At 74.8% G+C, this 16,770-nt stretch carries 12 protein-coding genes; 4 read left to right on the forward strand and 8 right to left on the reverse strand.

All coding sequences use genetic code 11. The features are described from left to right. Window positions 1–25: 25 nt before the first annotated feature. Entirely contained in the window at window positions 26–1,339 is a 1,314-nt protein-coding gene (locus ACFY36_RS30475) for an alpha/beta hydrolase (RefSeq protein ID WP_499749348.1), read from the forward strand. Here ACFY36_RS30475 and ACFY36_RS30480 read toward each other — a convergent pair. Together ACFY36_RS30480 and ACFY36_RS30485 are read right to left on the reverse strand one after the other, a co-directional pair. Next, entirely contained in the window at window positions 1,323–1,784 is a 462-nt protein-coding gene (locus ACFY36_RS30480) for an Lrp/AsnC family transcriptional regulator (RefSeq protein ID WP_499749349.1), read from the reverse strand. The two genes, ACFY36_RS30475 and ACFY36_RS30480, sit on opposite strands and share 17 nt — an antisense overlap. Window positions 1,785–1,833: 49 nt before the next feature. Then, the gene (locus tag ACFY36_RS30485; protein ID WP_499749350.1) at window positions 1,834–2,160 is read right to left on the reverse strand and encodes a hypothetical protein; all 327 of its coding nucleotides are present in this window, start codon (window positions 2,158–2,160) and stop codon (window positions 1,834–1,836) included. A gap of 132 nt (window positions 2,161–2,292) precedes the next feature. Between ACFY36_RS30485 and ACFY36_RS30490 the strand changes: the two genes are divergently transcribed. Next, window positions 2,293–2,901 carry a ribonuclease FAU-1 family protein gene (locus ACFY36_RS30490; RefSeq protein WP_499749351.1) on the forward strand — a complete coding sequence of 203 codons (609 nt, stop codon included), beginning with the start codon at window positions 2,293–2,295 and terminating at the stop codon, window positions 2,899–2,901. Then, entirely contained in the window at window positions 2,898–3,665 is a 768-nt protein-coding gene (locus ACFY36_RS30495; RefSeq protein WP_499749352.1) for a class I SAM-dependent methyltransferase, read from the forward strand. Before ACFY36_RS30490 ends, ACFY36_RS30495 begins: the two co-directional genes overlap by 4 nt. Here the strand turns inward: ACFY36_RS30495 and ACFY36_RS30500 are convergent. After that, window positions 3,640–4,794, reverse strand: coding sequence for an acyl-CoA dehydrogenase family protein (locus ACFY36_RS30500; protein ID WP_499749353.1), 1,155 nt, complete (start codon window positions 4,792–4,794; stop codon window positions 3,640–3,642). The two genes, ACFY36_RS30495 and ACFY36_RS30500, sit on opposite strands and share 26 nt — an antisense overlap. A 54-nt stretch (window positions 4,795–4,848) precedes the next feature. On the opposite strand from ACFY36_RS30500, the gene ACFY36_RS30505 reads away from it, so the two are divergent. After that, the gene (locus ACFY36_RS30505) at window positions 4,849–5,757 is read left to right on the forward strand and encodes a 5'-3' exonuclease (RefSeq protein ID WP_499749354.1); all 909 of its coding nucleotides are present in this window, start codon (window positions 4,849–4,851) and stop codon (window positions 5,755–5,757) included. Here the strand turns inward: ACFY36_RS30505 and ACFY36_RS30510 are convergent. The 5 genes from ACFY36_RS30510 to ACFY36_RS30530 are packed head-to-tail and all read right to left on the reverse strand — an operon-like array spanning window position 5,743 to window position 16,762. Further along, window positions 5,743–7,041 (reverse strand): FHIPEP family type III secretion protein, encoded by a 1,299-nt coding sequence (locus ACFY36_RS30510; RefSeq protein WP_499749355.1) that lies wholly within the window; start codon window positions 7,039–7,041, stop codon window positions 5,743–5,745. The genes ACFY36_RS30505 and ACFY36_RS30510 overlap by 15 nt on opposite strands. Then, entirely contained in the window at window positions 7,038–8,993 is a 1,956-nt protein-coding gene (locus ACFY36_RS30515) for an FHIPEP family type III secretion protein (protein ID WP_499749356.1), read from the reverse strand. Before ACFY36_RS30515 ends, ACFY36_RS30510 begins: the two co-directional genes overlap by 4 nt. Further along, window positions 8,983–11,538 carry a hypothetical protein gene (locus ACFY36_RS30520; protein ID WP_499749357.1) on the reverse strand — a complete coding sequence of 852 codons (2,556 nt, stop codon included), beginning with the start codon at window positions 11,536–11,538 and terminating at the stop codon, window positions 8,983–8,985. The genes ACFY36_RS30515 and ACFY36_RS30520 overlap by 11 nt, the downstream gene beginning before the upstream one ends. Then, a complete protein-coding gene (locus ACFY36_RS30525; protein WP_499749358.1) occupies window positions 11,535–15,749 on the reverse strand; it encodes an FHIPEP family type III secretion protein in 4,215 nt (1,404 codons plus the stop codon). The genes ACFY36_RS30520 and ACFY36_RS30525 overlap by 4 nt, the downstream gene beginning before the upstream one ends. Further along, complete coding sequence (locus ACFY36_RS30530) at window positions 15,749–16,762, reverse strand: trypsin-like peptidase domain-containing protein (RefSeq protein ID WP_499749359.1); 1,014 nt, start codon at window positions 16,760–16,762, stop codon at window positions 15,749–15,751. The genes ACFY36_RS30525 and ACFY36_RS30530 overlap by 1 nt, the downstream gene beginning before the upstream one ends. Window positions 16,763–16,770: the final 8 nt, after the last annotated feature.

Raw genomic sequence — 16,770 nt, forward strand, 5'->3', positions numbered from 1 at the left:
CCACAGGCCCGGCAAACATCGAGGCATGTACACACTTCTCGCCCTCCTGATGGTGGCCGCCGGGCCGATCCCGGCGGCCCCCGCCTCCGCAGTGGACTGGCGCGCCTGCGGCACCGAACCGCGCGCCGAGTGCGCCACCCTGACCGTCCCGGTCGACTGGTCACGGCCGCGGGCGGGCACGTTCGGCCTCGCCCTCGGCCGGCTGCCGGCCACCGATCAGGCCCATAAGCTGGGCACGCTCGTCTTCGGGCCGGGCGGGCCGGGCGACTCCGGCGTCCACCGGGTCACCGAGGACGCCGACCGGTTCAGCAAGGAGATCCGCGCGAGGTTCGACATCGTCAGCTTCGACCCGCGCGGGGTGGGCGGCAGCGCGCCGATGACCTGCGATCCGGCGCTGATCGACGCGGCGCCCGACCCGGTGCTGACGTCGCAGGCCGACTTCGACGCGACGGTGCGCTACAACCGGGAGCTGTGGGCCGGCTGCGCGCGGCGGACCGGGCCGGTGTGGGACCACGCGGACACCCTCAGCACGGTCCGGGACCTCGAGGCGCTGCGCCAGGCGCTCGGGGAACGGCAGCTGACCTTCCACGGCAGCTCGTACGGGACGCTGCTCGGGCAGCAGTACGCCTCGGAATACCCCGGACGCGTACGGGCAATGGTCCTGGAAAGCGTGACCGACCACAGCAGCCGCACCACGACGTCGTTCCTCGCCGCGCAGGCGTGGGCCTTCGAGGACGCGTTCGACGACTTCCTCGCGTCCTGCCCGGAGTGTTCCGAGCCGTGGCAACGGCTGTTCGCCGATCCAGCCCGAGGCGGAATGACGCGGTTCGACCTGGTCGCGATAACCCACAAGATGATCAAGGACGGGGGGTACGAGAGGCTGGCCGGCCTGATCAAATCGGGGCAGGGGCAGCACGTGGGCAATCTCGGGGTGGCGATTCCGGCGTTCTGCGCGGACTGGTCACTGCCGGTGCGCTCGTACGCCGATTACCGGCGCGTCCTGAGCACGGTGTCGAAGGTCGCGCCGGACACGCACTTCCCGGCGCAGACGTTCGCGCTGACCATGTGCCTGGGCTGGCCGCACGTGACGAACCCGCAGCACGACCTCACCGTGCGCACGGAACGGCCGATCCTGCTGCTCAACTCCCGGCACGACCCGGCCACCGGCCTCAACTGGGCCCGGAGCGTGGAACGGCAGCTCGGCCGGCACGGCGTGCTGGTCACCTACGAGGGGACGGGCCACGGGTCGTACTCGCTCAGCGACTGTGTGAAGGGCATCGCCGACGACTATCTGATCAACCTGAGGGTGCCGGCGCGCGGGGTCAGCTGTCCACGCTGACGTCGGGCATGCGGGGCGGGCGGTTCTCGTACGGCGTGGAGAGCACCACCGTGGTCCGCGTGGTGACGTTCGCGGCGGTGCGGATCTCCTGGAGCAGGCGCTCCAGGTCGGCGGGGCTGCCCACCCGTACGAGAAGCATGTAGAAGTCCTCCCCCGCCACCGAGTAGCAGGAGTCGATCTCGGGCAGGTGCGCCAGCCGCTCCGGCGCGTCGTCGGGCTGCGACGGGTCGAACGGCCGGATGGCCACGAACGCGGTCAGGGGCAGTTGCAGGGCCTCGTAGGACACCTTGGCCGTATATCCCGAGATCACTCCGCGCTGTTCGAGGCGCCGCACCCGCTGGTGCACCGCCGACACGCTGAGCCCGACCCGCTCGGCCAGATCGGTGTAGGACAGCCGCCCGTCGACGGTCAGGGCGCTCACGATGGCCCGGTCGATCTCTTCCACGGCCGCCACCCTACCGAACGGCCAGGCCGCCCCGGCTCGATCCGAGCCGTCAGCCCGCCATGGTCCCGGCCCAGCGGCGCAGCCCCGAGTCCGGGGCGGTGGCGCTGTAGCGGCGGAACTGGTCCCGGGCCTCCGAGCGGCGGATGCCGGCGATGATCGTGGGCGGGCGGTACCAGGGCAGCTCCGGGCTGACCGGCCACCCGGCGGCGACCGCGGCGCCGCCGTCGGCGGGCGACTCGAGCGCGTAGTAGACGTCGTCGACCTTGAGAGCCATGGCGGCGCCCATCTCGACCACGGCGCCGATCGGCAGCTCACCTCGCGCGAGCCCGTCCTCGGCCACATCCAGCGCGGCCTTGACCAGATCGTCCGGCGTCATGGCCGGGACACTATTGCATCCGGTACCGGCTACGACATGGTCGATTCCGGCACGCTGGGCTCTGTCCCCGATCACGGCGGCGCACCGGATATCGAGGCGGCGCGGCGGGGGACGGGCCGATACGCTGCCGCGGTGAGCTTCGAGGTGGGGCGGGTCATCACGCGGAGCTATGTGCGCGGGTGCTGGCACACGTGGGCCCAGGCCATGCGGGTCGTCGCGGATGACGGCGACGGGCTGCTGCTGTGGCAGCCGGTCGGCGGGGATCTCGCCACCATCGTGGACGCCGACGGGAAGACCGGGCACGACCTCAGCCCGGCCCGGATGCGGGAGCCGCGGCTGACCACGCGGACGTGGCAGCACGCCGACGTGCTCATGCTGATGCGGCCGGGGGTGGCGCACTCGGTGTGGTGGATGTTCGCCGGCGGGGTCTTCGACGGGTGGTACGTCAACCTGGAGGCGCCCTTCACCCGCACCGGCGACGGGGTGCGGACCACCGACTCCGTGCTCGACATCGTGGTCACGGCCGGGCGGGCGTGGGAGTGGAAGGACGAGGACGAGTTCGAGGGGCACGTCGGTGATCCGCTCTACTACGACCGCGCCGGAGCCGACGCGATCCGGGCCGAAGGGGATCGCGTGATCAAGCTGATCGAGGCCGGGGACTTTCCGTTCGACGGCACCCACACCGCGTTCCGGGCCGGGGCCGGCTGGGCCATCCCGCGCCTGACCGGGGAGGTCTCGTGACGGGCTTGGCCGAGGGCAACCGCACGAGCTGGAACCTCATCGCGGGCCGGCGGGACGGGATCGCCGTGGAGCGGCTGCGCGACGGGGCCGTCACGCTCGCCGATTTCGAGGTCGAGCTCGCCGGTGACGTTGCCGGGCGGCGGGTGGTTCAGCTTGCTTGTTCGTACGGGGACGAGGTGCTCTCCTGGAGCAATCTCGGGGCGCACGCCGCCGGGGTGGACATCTCCGACGTGGCGATCGGCCGGGCCCGGGCCCGCGCGGCCGCGGCCGGGATCGCGGCCGAATTCCGGCGGGCCGACATGCTCGATCCGCCGGCCGACCTGGCCGAACTGGATCTGATCCACCTGAGCTGGGGCGCGATCTGCTGGGTTCCCGACCTCGCCGCCTTCGCCCGCATGATCGCGGGCCGCCTGACGAAGGGCGGCGCGGTGCTGCTCTGTGACCACCACCCGGCCTGGGAGGTCCTCGCGGTGCGGGAGCCGGGGCGGCTGGCCGTGGCCGGCGACTACTTCGGGCGCGGGCGCCCCAACCGGGCCCAGGACGACGCCAAGAAGCCGCAGGGGGCGCGCGGGCACGCCGGCGCGCCCGAGTTCTCGATGTTCGTGTGGCCGGTCAGCGACGTCGTCATGGCCCTGATCGGCGCCGGGCTGCGGCTGGACGCTTTCCGGGAAGGCCCCGAGCCGTCGCTCTACGCGGGACTCGGGGAGGCCGCCGGGGCGCTGCCCGCCATCTACGTGATCAAGGCGAGCAAGCCCCTTTCGTGAGGGCGCGGCTGATCACCATGCGCTGGATCTGGTTGGTGCCCTCGACGATCTGCAGCACCTTCGCCTCGCGGAACCAGCGCTCGGCCGGGTGGTCGGCGACGTAGCCGGCGCCGCCCAGCACCTGGACCGCGTCGGTCGTCACGCGCATGGCGGTGTCGGTGGCGAACAGCTTCGCCTTGGCCGCCTCGATCGAGAAGGGACGGCCGGCGTCCTTGAGCCGGGCCGCGTGCAGTAGCAGGGCGCGGGCGGCCGAGATCTGCGTCGCCATGTCGGCCAGCATGAAGCCGATGCCCTGGAACTCGCCGATCGGGCGGCCGAACTGGACGCGCTCCCGCGCGTACGACGTCGCGTAGTCGAGGGCGGCCTGGGCGAGGCCGACGGCGCAGGCCGCGATGCCGAGCCGGCCCGCGTCGAGGGCCTCCATGGCGATGGTGAAGCCGGTGCCCTCGGCGCCGACCAGGCGGTCGGCATCGGCCCGGCAGTCCTCGAGGACGATCTGGGCCGGAGCCGAGGAGCGCAGGCCCATCGTGCGCTCGGGCTTCTGCGGCTGCAGGCCGGGAGTGCCGGCGTCGACGAGCACGCAGGAGATGCCACGGGGGCCGGGGCCGCCGGTACGGCAGAAGACGTTGTAGAAGTCGGCCTGCCCGGCGTGGGTGATCCAGGCCTTGGTGCCGTCCAGGCGCCAGCTCTCGCCGTCACGCGCCGCCTTGGTGGTCAGGTTGGCGGCGTCGGAGCCGCCGGCCGGCTCGGAGAGGCAGTACGCGCCCAGGAGCTCGCCGCCGAGCATGTCGGGCAGCATCTTGCGCTGGCGCTCGCTGCCATGGGCGTACACCGGATAGCAGGAAAGGGTGTGCACGCTGACCGACTCGGCGATGGCCAGCCACTCGCCGGCCAAGATCTCCAGGACCTGGACATAGACCTCGTACGGCTGAGCGGCGCCACCCACCTCCTCGGGATAGGGCAGCCCGAGCAGGCCGGAGCGGCCGAGCGTGCGCAGCACCTCGCGGGGGAACTCGCCGCGGGCCTCGAAACCGGCCGCCTTTCCGGCCAGCTCGCGGGTGGCGAGCTCGCGGGTCAGGTCGAGCAGGTCGTGGGCCTCGGGCGTGGGCAGGAGCCGGTCTACCGTCACATCCGCCAGCTTAACTAACGTTAACTAAGGTTCGCGATACCCTATTGTGGCCTCGTGAAGCCTCTGCTCGCGGTCGACGCTCCCAGCCTCTACTTTCGCGCCTTCCACGGCATTCCGGAGAAAGCCGCGCAGACCAGCGCCGGCGAGCCGGTGAACGCGATCCGCGGGTTCCTCGACATGCTGGCGCAGCTGATCCGCACGAGGCACCCCGATCGGGTGGTCTGCGCGCTCGACGCGAGCTGGCGGCCCGCGTGGCGGGTGGCGCTCGTGCCCTCGTACAAGAAGCACCGGGTCGCCCACGGCGACGTCGAGGAGGTCCCGGCCTCGCTCGAACGGCAGATCCCGGTCCTGCTCGAGACCCTGGCCGCGGTGGGCATCCCCGCCTTCGGCGTCGAGGGGTACGAGGCGGACGACGTGCTGGGCACTCTCGCGGCCACCCAGCCGGCCCCGGTCGAGGTCGTCTCGGGCGACCGCGACCTGTTCCAACTGGTTGACGATTCACGTGAAACGCGGCTTTTGTACTGCGGGCGGGGCGTGGCCAAGCTCGAGGACGCCGACAACGCGCTGGTGGAGAAGAAGTACGGCGTGCCCGCCCGCTGGTACGCCGACTTCGCGGCCATGCGCGGCGACCCGAGCGACGGCCTGCCGGGCGTGCCCGGCGTCGGCGAGAAGACGGCGGCCCGGCTGATCGCCCGCTACGGCGGGGTCGCCGAGATCCTGGCCGCCCTCGACGACCCCGAGGCCGGCTTCGCCCCGGGCCTCAAGACCAAGCTGGCCTCGGCCCGCGACTACCTCGACAAGGCGCTGCCGGTCTGCAAGGTGGCCCTCGACGTGAAGCTGCCGGAGTTCGACGCGCGGATGCCGCGCGCGCCCAAGGACCCGGACGCGCTGCTGGCGCTGGCCGAGCGCTGGAACCTGGCCGGCTCGGCCCGGCGGCTGGTCGACGCCCTAGCCGCCGGCTGACAGCTGCCCGGAGACCGTGAGGCCGGCGTCGGTCGTCAGGTCGTTGTCGGAGAGCACGGTGACGTCCGGGAACCGGCGGTGCAGCGCCTCGCGGACGGCCTCGCGGCACGACTCCCGGGTGAGGACCACCGGCCGCGGTCCGGGCCGCACGCGGTCCAGGGCCCGGCGCAGCTCGGCGGCGCCCTCGGGCGTGCCCGCGGCCTCCTCCAGGCCGGGGTCGATCAGGTGGACCGCGAGGGTGGCGGCGCCGCCCTGCGCCCCGGCGGTGATCTGCCGGGACAGGCCGGCCCGGATCCGCGACATCCACTGCTCGCGGGGCACCTCCTCGGTGATGCAGCGCAGTGTCAGCTCCAGGATCAGCCGCATGTTCAGGATCGACACCCGGTCGCGCAGCAGATCCTGGAGCACGGCGATCAGGTCGTCGACCGCGAGGAACTCGTCCGCGGCCCGGATCAGCGCCGCCCAGGCGTTGCCCAGCGAGTGCATGATCTCGCCGGCCGACCGCGCGGTGAGCAGGCGGTGGGCGTTCGCACGCAGCGCCTCGGCCAGGCACGCCACCAGATAGCCGAGCGGATCCCACGTGGTCAGGCCGGCCGCCTCGAGCATCTCGGCGTGCCCGGCGGCCACGATGGAGGCCGGCCGGCGGGTCTCCGGGTGGATCGTGGCCGTGGCCGCGACGTTCAGCCTCGTCAGCTCGTCCGGGGTCCCGTTGACCAGCACGGTGCCCTCGGGCAGGCCGAGACGGGGCGCGAGCATCACGCCGGCGACGCTGAACATGAATCCCCCGGGGCGTAACTCCCCGGCCCGGAGGAGCTCAAAGGGCGGCGGGGGCAGGCCCAGCTCGGGGAAGAGGGCCTCCCGGGCCGGCGCGAACCGGCCGTCCGGTGTGACCCCGGCGGAGAGCACTCGCAGATAGCGCGGCTCGACCAGGACATACACGCCGTCGAGGAGGGAGGGTTCCGCACCGAACGCGGCGCGGTGCACGTGCCCGAGCCACTCGGCGAGCGCCTCCTCCGGCACGGGCCGCGGGCCGAGCCATCGATCGAGCACGCCGGCCGGGTCGGCGCCCGGCGGCACGGCCGGCTCGCCGAGCACGTATCCGAGCGTCTCCAGCGCCTCGGCGGCGGCCACCGGCACCTCGGCGCCGCCGGCCGTGATCTCGATGAGCGGGCCGGGCCCGGCCGCGGCCGGTGCCAGGCGTACGCCCTCGCCCAGCCGGGCGGCGGCGCCCGGGCCGGCCGCGGCGAACAGCCGGGGCGTGAGGCGGATCAGCACGCCGGTCACGGCCGCTCCCCCTCGGTCCGGGTGACCACGAAGCCGTACCGGGCCCGCAGGACGTCGGACAGAGCCTGACGGGCGGTCTCCCCGAGGGTGATGATCCCGAGCACCGGCCCGTTCCCGTCCAGCGCGGCGTCGATCCAGTGCTCCAGGTCGGCCCGCTCCTGGTAGTGGTCCTCGACCGGGCCCGGCCAGGACACCGACTCCAGGACCTCCTCCAGCTCGGCCGGCAGCCGGTGCCAGCGCCCGTCGAGGTGGCGGCCCGGCAACGACCCGGCCAGCGCCTCCCGCACCGTCCGGCGCATGTCGGGGAGCGGGGCCGTGAGATCGGCCGCGGCCAGGATCGCGGGCCCGTCGCTGATCGGGAGACCGTCGTCCAGCATGGCCTGCAGCAGCCAGGTCAGCCGCAGCCGGTCCCGGGTGTCCAGTGTGCCGCCGCCGGCGTCCCAGGACGGGAGCAGGAGCTCGGTGACCTCCTCGGGGCCGACGAAGCCGCTGAGGCGCGCCCGCAGCACCAGCTCCAGCCGGTGGATCAGCATCTGCTGCACGTCGAGGGAGTCGCCGGGGAGGATCGTCCACACGCCGGGCTCGCCGGTCAGCGGATGCACCGGCGAGTGGGTCTCGCCCGGACCGGGCGGTTCGAAGCCGGCCGGCACGGCGTCGAAGCGCTCGTCCGGGTCGGCGTACCCGGAGAAGGCCCGCAGCTCGTCGATGAGGACGGCGACCTCGCCCGGCACGAAACCGGTGTTGCCGCGCAGCCGGACGCCGGGCACGGTCACCCCGGTGCTCACCCGGATCCGCTCACGCATGGCCGGGATGAGGGTGTGCAGGAAGACGCCGCCGTCCTGCTGCGAGTCGACGTACGGCACCAGGTTGTCGGCCACCTCCAGGACGATCGGGGTGACCACCGGGATCAGCTCGGTCTCGCCGTCGGGCACGAAGGTCAGCCCGATCAGCTGCTCCAGCCGGGTGTCCAGGTCGCGGCGCAGCGCGTCCGCCTCGAGCCGGACGGCGGCGTCACCGGCCGCGGCCTCGGTCAGGGCGTCGTCGAGCAGCCAGAAGTCGGCCACCGTGCCGATCCGGCTGGCCAGCCCCTCGCGCAACGGCCGGTGCCCGTCGGCGACGGCCAGGGCCTCGCGCAGTACCCGGGCGGCGCCGGAGGCGTCCTCGCCGAGCTGCCGGACGGCGAGCCGGGCCCGGGCGTCCTGCCGCGACCGGATCACCCGGGCCGCGAACGTCTGCTCCTCGGCGATGTCGGAGGGCGCCTGCCCGATCTCGGCCAGCGCGTGCTGCCGGCGCAGGTCCACGATGGACCGGGCCTCGGCCCGCCGGCGCCGCGGCGGCCCGGACCGCAGCACCACGAAGTCGGCCTCGCGCGACGGCGGCCGGTCGCCGCGCGGCCGCGGCGGGCCGGCGGTGAAGACGTGGTCGAGCACGGCGCCGCCGGCCGCGCCCGCCACCGACACGGCGACGTCGCTGGTGCCGACCAGGATCTCCAGGCGGTCGAGGACGGCGGCGGCGACGGCGGTGGAGCCCTCCGGATCGCGCGGATAGTCGAGGGCGCCGCAGAGCTGGTCGATCGACTCGGTGATCTGGCTGACCCGGGCCCGGCGTCGCATCCGCAGCAGGGCGACACCGGCCCAGAGGGGGGCGGCGCCGGTCGGCACCGGCAGGTCGGCCGCGGCGAGCCCGGCCACCCCCGGGGTGCTGCGGGCCCGCAGCTGCTGAGGGCCGAGCACCGCCAGCCGCAGCCCGGCCCCGGGACCGCCGGCCAGGACCGCGCAGAGCAGATCGAGGTCGCGGCGCTCGGCCGGGTCGGCCGCCCGCGCGAACAGCTCGGTGATCTCCAGCTGGGACGGCTCGGGCCCAGGCTCCGGGGGCCACGACGCCGGGTCGGGGACGGCACCGGTCACTCCGAACAGCTCCGCCCACCGCGCGAGCAACTCGTCAGCGCTCACCGGGCGCCTCCCCCAGGGCCGCCAGCTGCTCGCGCACCTCGGCCCCGGTCGCCTCGAGGTCGTCGGCGAGGGCGGCGAAGACCTCGCGCAGCACCGGATGGGGCTCGGCCCGTTCGGCCGGGCCCAGCACCCCGGGCAGCAGAGCCAGCAGCGCCTCCCCGGCGTTCACGGCGCGGCGGAACGACGGCGCCGCCGCCTCGTGCCGCAGGCGGGCGCAGCGCTCGGCGAGCGCCCGCTCCTCGGCGAGGAAGGAGCGCAGCGCGCCGTCGGCCCGCCGCGCCTCCGCCTCGCCGGCCGACGGGGTCAGCCGGGCCCGCCACAGGTCGCGCAGCTGGATGGGGCGCAGCCCGTCGCCGCGGTCGGCGCCGTCGCGCACCGGGAACTCCTCCGGCTCGATCTCGACCGGCGCCTGGCGCCCGGCGTCCACCCAGGACGTCAGCTGCTCGCGCAGCCGGCCGAGGGCGGCCAGCCGCAATCCGACGGTGCTGCCCGGCCCGGACAGGTCGTCCAGCCCGGCCGGCTCGTCGGTCTCCCGCTCGATCCGGGCCCCCAGATCGCCCCAGAGCGCGCTCGCCTCGCCGGGCCAGGCCGATCCGCCGGGCACGCCGGCCAGCCCGCCGAGCCGCGACCGGACCCGGTCGTGCAGCGGCCCGGTGGCCCCCTGGGCCATCCGGTTGCCGTAGATCGCCGCGTCCGGGCCGAGCGCGCCGGACGCGGCATCGGTCAGCAGGCGGTCCACCGCCCGGTCGGCGAACTCCTCGCCCTCGGCCGCGCCGAGCCAGGCCCCGCACTGCAGGACCACCGCCGCCTCGGCGTGCGAGAGCCGGCGGCCGTCCTCGAGGGCCCGCTCGTCGCGCAGCAGGGCCCGGGCCTGACCGAGCTGCCCGTAATGGAACAGCTCCCGCGCGATCTGCAGCCGCTCCGAGGTGTCGCGGGCCTCGGCCGACGCCCGCGTCAGGCACCGCAGGCCCTCCTCGTGACTCAGCGCGGTCATCGGCGAGCCCCGGCGGACCACCGCGACGGCGACCAGCTCGGACACCCCCTCGGCCTGCTTGGCCAGGCGCTGCAGCAGCTGCTCGGCCTCGTCCAGCTGGTCGTCGCGGCGCAGCAGGCCGTACGCCAGGACGGCGTTGCGGAAACCCAGCTCGCTGAGCTCGAGCACCCGGGCCCGCACGGCCTCGGCGACGCGGGCCAGCTCCGTCTCGGGACCGTCCGGCCCGTCCGCGCCGGCCGGGGCGCCGATGTCCTGCAGGGCCTCGGCCAGCTCGAACAGCGGCCCGAACTCGTCGTCCGACTCGCGGGCGGCGATCGCCGCCAGCCGGACGGCGGCGCGGGGCAGGCCCTGCCGGCGCAGGTGCCGCATGAGCTGGAAGACCGCCCGCGGGACGTATTCGCCGCGCAGCGCCTCGATCCAGGCGTCCAGGGCGGACGGGATCTCCCCCACGGCGGACAGGGCGTTGCCCCGCGGGTACGGCTCCCATCCGGACAGGCCGGCCGGGATGAGTGCGAGGTCGCCGGTCTCGCTCGCGATCCACACCCGGATGTCGGTGGTGTCGTCGTCCGGCCCGGCCTGGTCCAGCGCGGCCCGGCCGGCGGTGACCGCCTCGGGCGTCATCCGCAGGACGATGTGCGGATCGCCGCCGGTGAGCCAGGTGAAGGCGTAGAACCGCAGCCGGCTGATCAGGAAGCGGGCCCGTTCCGGGGCGGTGTCCAGGGCCCGGCGCAGGTGCGTGTCGGCCTCGGCGTACCGGCGCCGGCGGAAGTCGAGCTTGCCCAGCTCGACCTCGACGACCCAGTTGCGCACCGGCTGCCACTGGAAGGCGTCGACGAGCGCGAGGAACCGGGCCAGCTCGGTCTCGTCCAGCTCGCCGCCCAGCTCGCCGGCCCACCGCAGCGCCGCCTCGTCGAGGACGGCGCCGGGCTTCGGGGCCGGCCCGCCGCCGATCGCGGCGACCATCTCGGCCCGGTACGCGTGCGCCGGCCACGGCGAGCGGCGGTAGAGCTCCTCGGCCCGCGGCCACTGGCCGAGCCGTTCGGCGACCGTGCCCAGCAGGTCGATCGAGAGCGGGTGGGCGGCGCCGGGATCGCGGGACAGGACCAGCTCGCGGGCCTCGTCCACCGCGCCCAGGTCGGCCAGGGCCATGGCGTGGAAGTGGGTCAGGGGCAGGAACGGCGGCCGGCCCGGGTCGGTGGCCCGCAGCATCGCGGCCGCGCGGACCGGCGAGCGGGGCAGCACGACGAGCGCGTGCTCGGGTGGGAGGGGGCCGTCCCGCTCCAGGATCTCCGCGCCCCGGCGGCGATAGCCGTCGAAGGCGAGGAAGACGCCCCACGCCCGGTCCGTCGCGCCGGGCCGCAGCCCCTTGTAGATCCGCTGAGCCTCCTGCTCGATCTCGGTCGCGCCGCTGACCCGGCCGAGCCACCACGTGTACGCGGCCACGCACACAGCCTCGGCCGTGACCTCGGGCGCCCGGGCCAGCTCGCGGGCGCTGGCCAGCCACCGCCCGGCGTCGGCCGTGGCCAGGAAGTCGCCGTACGGGCCGGTCACCGCCCGCCCCCGGCGCGCGGCAGGGCGAGGTTGACCAGGCCGCCCGCCACCGGGAACAGGGCACCGAGGTCGAGTTCGGTGTAGCCGAGCACGGGCAGCCGCGTGTCGAACTGCCACAGCAGGCGGGCCAGCGCGTAGCGCAGGGCCGGATCGGTGACCAGCACGACCGGCCGGGCGCTCTCGTTCTCGGCCTTCTCGCGGGCCCGCACCACCTCGTTGTTGAGGGCGGTGGCCTCACCGCGGCTGACCGCGAGCGCGGTGTCGCGTTCCTGGGGCACGACCCGGTCGGCCAGGGTCTGCTCCAGCTGCTCCTCCAGCAGCAGCGTCGTCACCTGCCCGGCGTCGTCGGCCACCTGGGCGCAGATCTCCGTGCTGAGCAGCTCGCGCACCTTCTGGGTGAGACGCCGGCCGGGCTGCTTGTCGGCGAGCCAGACGAGATGCTCGATCACCGCCGACAGCCGGGCCGCGTCCAGCGGCACCTCCTCCTCGACCAGGTCGACCAGCACCTGGGCCAGCGCGGACGGGTTGACCGGGCGGACCCGGGCCGAACCGGTCGCGGCGGCCGCGTCGAGGCGTACCCGGTTGAGCATGTCGTCGGTCAGCAGCATCCCGAACGAGCGGCGGCAGCACTCCTCGAGCCAGTCGACCACCGCCTCGTCGAAGGCGCGCACCCGGTACGGATATCCGGCCCGGGCCACGTCCTCGGGGGCCAGCCAGAGCACCCCGCCGCGGCCGGTGAGGTCGGACGAGTCGAGCGCGGTGTGCCCGCCGCGGGAGGTGAACTGGCGCCAGCGGCGCTGGTCGACGCAGACCTGGCCGGGGCGGAACAGGTTGGTCGCCATCCGGAAGCGCGGTGAGCGCAGCTCCATCTCGCCCGGCCGGCACTCGCCGGCGATCAGCCGCAGGCGCGGCACCCGGATGCCGAGCCGCGCCCGCAGGCCCCGCGTCCAGTCGGCGAGCCGGTCCTCGCCGGTCTGCGCCCGCAGGTCGCCGGCCACGACCAGGGCCAGGACGGCGCCGGCCGGGAGGGCGGCCCGCTCGACGACCCGCCGCCCGGCGAGCCGGGTCTCGGGCGCGGCGTCGCGCAGCCAGCCCTCGGCCAGCTCCGGGCGGCGCAGGTCGGGGGCGCCGCGGCGGACCTGCTGGTCGGTGTCGCCGGACAGCGTCTCGGCGGCCCGGTCGAGGAGCCGGGTGAGCACGCCCCGCTCGCTGCCGCAGGCCGTGAGCACGAAGTCGACGGCCCGGCCGGGCAGCCGGCCGGTGTCGCCCTGCGCGCGCACCAGCGCCTCCCGCAGGACCGCCTCGACCAGCCCGCCGCGGTACTCGGCCGCGTACAGCGGCTCCGCCGCGAGCGCGGCCACCTGCTGGCGGATCGTGGCCGCGCCGGCGTCCTGCCCGTCGAGCACCAGCCCGGTCAGCACGGACCGGGCCTTCGGGGTGACCGTCTCGACCAGATAGGCCAGGACGGCGGGCCGGGTCTCCGAGCTGGCCCGGTCCATCCACTGCACGCACAGCTCGACCCGGCGGCCGACGTCCTTGAACAGCTCGCGGAACGTCTGCCGGCCCAGGTCCTCGTGCACCAGCGCGGAGAGCACGAAGCACTCCATGGCGGCGTGGCAGAGCCGCTCGCGGGAGTCGTTGTCGGCCTCGCGCAGGAACAGCAGATGGAAGTAGGGCGCCGTCTTCGGGTCCCAGCGGGTGGTGCGCTCGAGGACCTGCTCACGGCTTTCCATCAGGACGCGGACATCCTCGGCCGGGAGCAGCTGGTGCGTCTGGTCCCATTCACGGGCGTACGCGGCGAGCCGGTCCAGCGCCCGCCAGGCCGGCGGCGTGCCGGTGCGCCGGCGGCGGATCTCCGGGTCGGCCCCGATCCGGGCCATGACGTTGCGCAGCAGGTGGTCGCGCAGGTTGGCGTGGAAGAACTCGACGAACCGGGCCGGGTGGCCCGCGTACGGCCGCACGTGCAGGGTCCGCCCGACGAAGCCGAACAGCCACAGCCGCTCCAGCACGCCGTCCGGGCCGAGCTCGTCGGCGCGGCGGGTCAGCTGCGCGTCGACCATCCGCAGCCGCCACCACACCTCCTCGATCCGGACGATCTCGGTGCGGGCGTGCGCCATCGCCAGCAGCACGTGCCAGTCGAGGTCGTCGCGGGCGGCGGCCCGCAGGTCGAGCGCGAACAGGTTCTCCCAGGGGCGCAGCTCGTCGAGCTCGGCCGGGCCGATCTCGCCGTGCGGCCGGGCCGAGAGCAGCTGGATCAGCGACAGCATGGTGTTGAGCGGATGGCCGTCGGCGAGCAGGGCGAGCCGCTCGGCCGCGTCCCGGTCGAGCGTCAGGCCGGAGGAGACCAGCTGCTCGTCGCGGCACCAGGTGACGACCCGGTCGACGAAGTCGATCCGCTCGTCGCGGTCCTTGATGCTCTGGAGCACGTTGAACTCGAGGCCGCAGGCCCCGGCGGTGCGCGAGGAGCCGAGGAAGTCGGGCAGATATTGCTTGCGGGAGGCCACGAAGACCCGTACGCCCTCACCGGTGCCGACCGTGCGCAGCAGCTGGATCAGGTCGCGGGAGATGGTCGCGAGCCGGGCCGGCTGGGGCCGGTCGCCGGACTCGAAGGTGCGCTCGAGCTGGTCGATGAAGACGGCGATCTCGTCGAAGCCCGGATCGGCGGCGCGCAGCACGGTCACCGCGCCGGCCAGGAACGCGCCCAGCTTCACCGCGGCCGGGATGGCGGCCAGCTCGGCCGCGGCGGCCGTCCCGAACCGGGCGGCCACGGCCGACACGGTCTCCTCACGGACCCGGTCCTCGATGTTGTCCCAGGACGAGCTGGGGGCGTCGACGCGGTACCAGACGGCGATGCGGTGCGGTTGCAGGGCGATCTGGTCGTGCACGTAGCGCAGGAAGCAGCTCTTGCCGGTGCCGCCGGCGCCGGACAGGTAGAGGTGGAACCGCTCGGCCGGGGTGGTGCGGGCGGCCAGCTCGTCGCCCGCGTACTCGTCGGGGATGCCCTCACGCCGGTTGAAGTACCAGCCCTCGGAGGCGACCGAGCGCAGGTCCATGAGGTGCGGATAGGCGGCCCGCTCGACCTCGTCGTAGCCGGCCGGGAACAGCGGCAGGCCGACCCACGACCACGAGCTCCACAGCAGAGCCCGCCGGCCGCCGCGGGCGTCGCGCGCCTCGAACGCCCGCCGCACGAGGTCGTTGCGCACGGCGGCGACCACGCAGGGCAGGGCCCGGCGGCCCGCCTGCTCGCGCAGGGCGCCGGTGAGCGCCGCGGTGTCGCCGGCGGCCAGGTCGTCCGGGGCCAGGCTGACGAACGGCACCCGGTCGAGCAGGGCACCGACGGCGGCCGGGGCCGCGCCGAAGGCGACGACGGCCCGGGTCACGCCGTCCATGCCGGCCGGTGCCAGGTCGCCGGTCAGCAGGATCTCGGGCCGGGCCGCGGCGTCCTCACCGACCGACGGCGGCCCCTGGTGGGGGCGGCCGGGCAGGCCGCGGTCGCGGCCGGCGCCGGCCGGCATGAAGTAGTGCCCGCCCGCGGCCACGGTGACGAACTGCTCCCCGGTGTGGGCGACGAGGATCGCGGGGTGCAGCTCGGCCAGCAGCGGCCCGTGGCCGCACCAGGCGACCGGCTGGTCCGGCCCGGCCTCGGCGACCCGCTCGAGCACGGTCCGGAGCCGGGGCTCGGCCGTGGTCATCTCGGCCCATACCTCGGCGCCGGCCCGGACCAGGTCGTCGAGCGACGGGTCGGCGCCGGGGCCGCTGACCGCCGCCACCGCCCGCCGGATCGCGGCCAGCCGGCCGGCGGCCAGGGTGACGGTGAGGTGCCGTTCGGTCCGGAGCAGGTCGGCGTCGGCCAGCGGCTGGTCGGCCGACTCGACGGCCACGATCACCGGGAAGCGGGGGCGGGCGGCCTCCGCGGCGGCCGGCGGCGCGGGAGCCGGCGCCGGCGCCGGCGCGGTCAGAAGCTCGCCGGCCAGTCCGGGGTTCTGCTGCGCCGCCATCCGGACCAGGTGGTCGAGCCGTCCGCTCTGCGCCGCCGCCTCGAGCAGGCTGGAGACCGCCAGCTCGACCGAGCGCAGCACCATGCCGTGCGTCGGCAGCCCGGCCAGCTTGGCCAGCAGCACCAGCCGGTCGACGCCGTCGGCGCCGCCGTACGCGTCCTGCACCAGGTGGAAGAGCCGCTGGTTGCGCGGATCGTTCCAGTCGAAAGGCATCACACCCCCGTCCGGGACAGCGCCTCGGCCACCCGCTCGATGCGCCGGCCCTGGTTGCGGTGCTCCGTGACACCGCCGCCGGTGGCGGTGACGTAGCGGTGGTGCAGCGCGACCAGCCGCCAGCTCTCGTCGAAGACCGGCGAGCCGGACGATCCGGCCTCGGTGTCGGTCCAGTACTGCACGACGTCCTCGTCGACGTGGCGTACCTCGTTGTGGATCATGCCGATCTGCTTGGGGCCGCCGTGCGGGTGCTGGATGACGTACACCCGGTCGCCGGCCTTCACCGGAGGGCCCGACCCGGTCAGCGGGATCACCGGGGTGCCCGGTGGCGGGTCCATCTCGATCACGGCCCAGTCGTGGTCGCGGCCGCCGCGCACCGAGCCGGGCTCGCCCGGCACGACCTGATGTTCGAGGTCGGCCCCGCCGAAGGTGCGCTCGTAACCGAACCAGGCCTCGACCGCGTCCGGCGGGGCGTCGCCGTGGGCGCGGTCGAACAGCACGTGGTGGTTGGTCAGCACGAGCCGCCCGGCGATCCGGAAGCCGGTGCCGACCGTGCGCCTGCCGGCGGCCGAGGTGACCAGCAGCCGGCACACCGCGGCCGCCAGATCGGCGCCGTGCCGCAGGAAGGCCACGTCGAGCAGTGTGGGCTCGGCCAGGATCCGGCGCTCGTCGCCGGGCGCCCCTTTCCAGTCGAGCGGCCCGGCCGCGGGCACCACCGGCGGGGCCGGGCCGGTCAGCTCGCGGACCCGCTCGGCCACGGCGGCGTCGCCGCCGTCGGCGATCACCCGCAGCAGCGGGCGCAGCCGGTCCTGGTTGCGGCTCTTGACGAGGATGTCGGCCCAGACGACCTCCATCGGCGCGTTCCAGTTGACGGCCGACAGCTTGACCCCGGCCTGCCGCAGCAGCACCTCGGCCTGGGTGTCGCGGTAATAGGTGTCGGCGAGCAGCGCCCAGAGGTCGCGCGCCTCGGGGCGCGACAGGTCGAAGGGAAGTGTGTCGAGGAAGTGGTCCACGATGAACA

Source organism: Actinoplanes sp. NPDC000266 (genome assembly GCF_042899005.1).
In the GTDB taxonomy this organism is placed as follows: domain Bacteria; phylum Actinomycetota; class Actinomycetes; order Mycobacteriales; family Micromonosporaceae; genus Actinoplanes.

Excerpts from the sequence above, each read along its gene's own strand:
- ACFY36_RS30485 (WP_499749350.1), bottom strand. The coding sequence starts at position 2,160 with ATGACGCCGGACGATCTGGTCAAGGCCGCGCTGGATGTGGCCGAGGAC.
- ACFY36_RS30475 (WP_499749348.1), top strand. The coding sequence starts at position 26 with ATGTACACACTTCTCGCCCTCCTGATGGTGGCCGCCGGGCCGATCCCG.
- ACFY36_RS30525 (WP_499749358.1), bottom strand. The coding sequence starts at position 15,749 with ATGCCTTTCGACTGGAACGATCCGCGCAACCAGCGGCTCTTCCACCTG.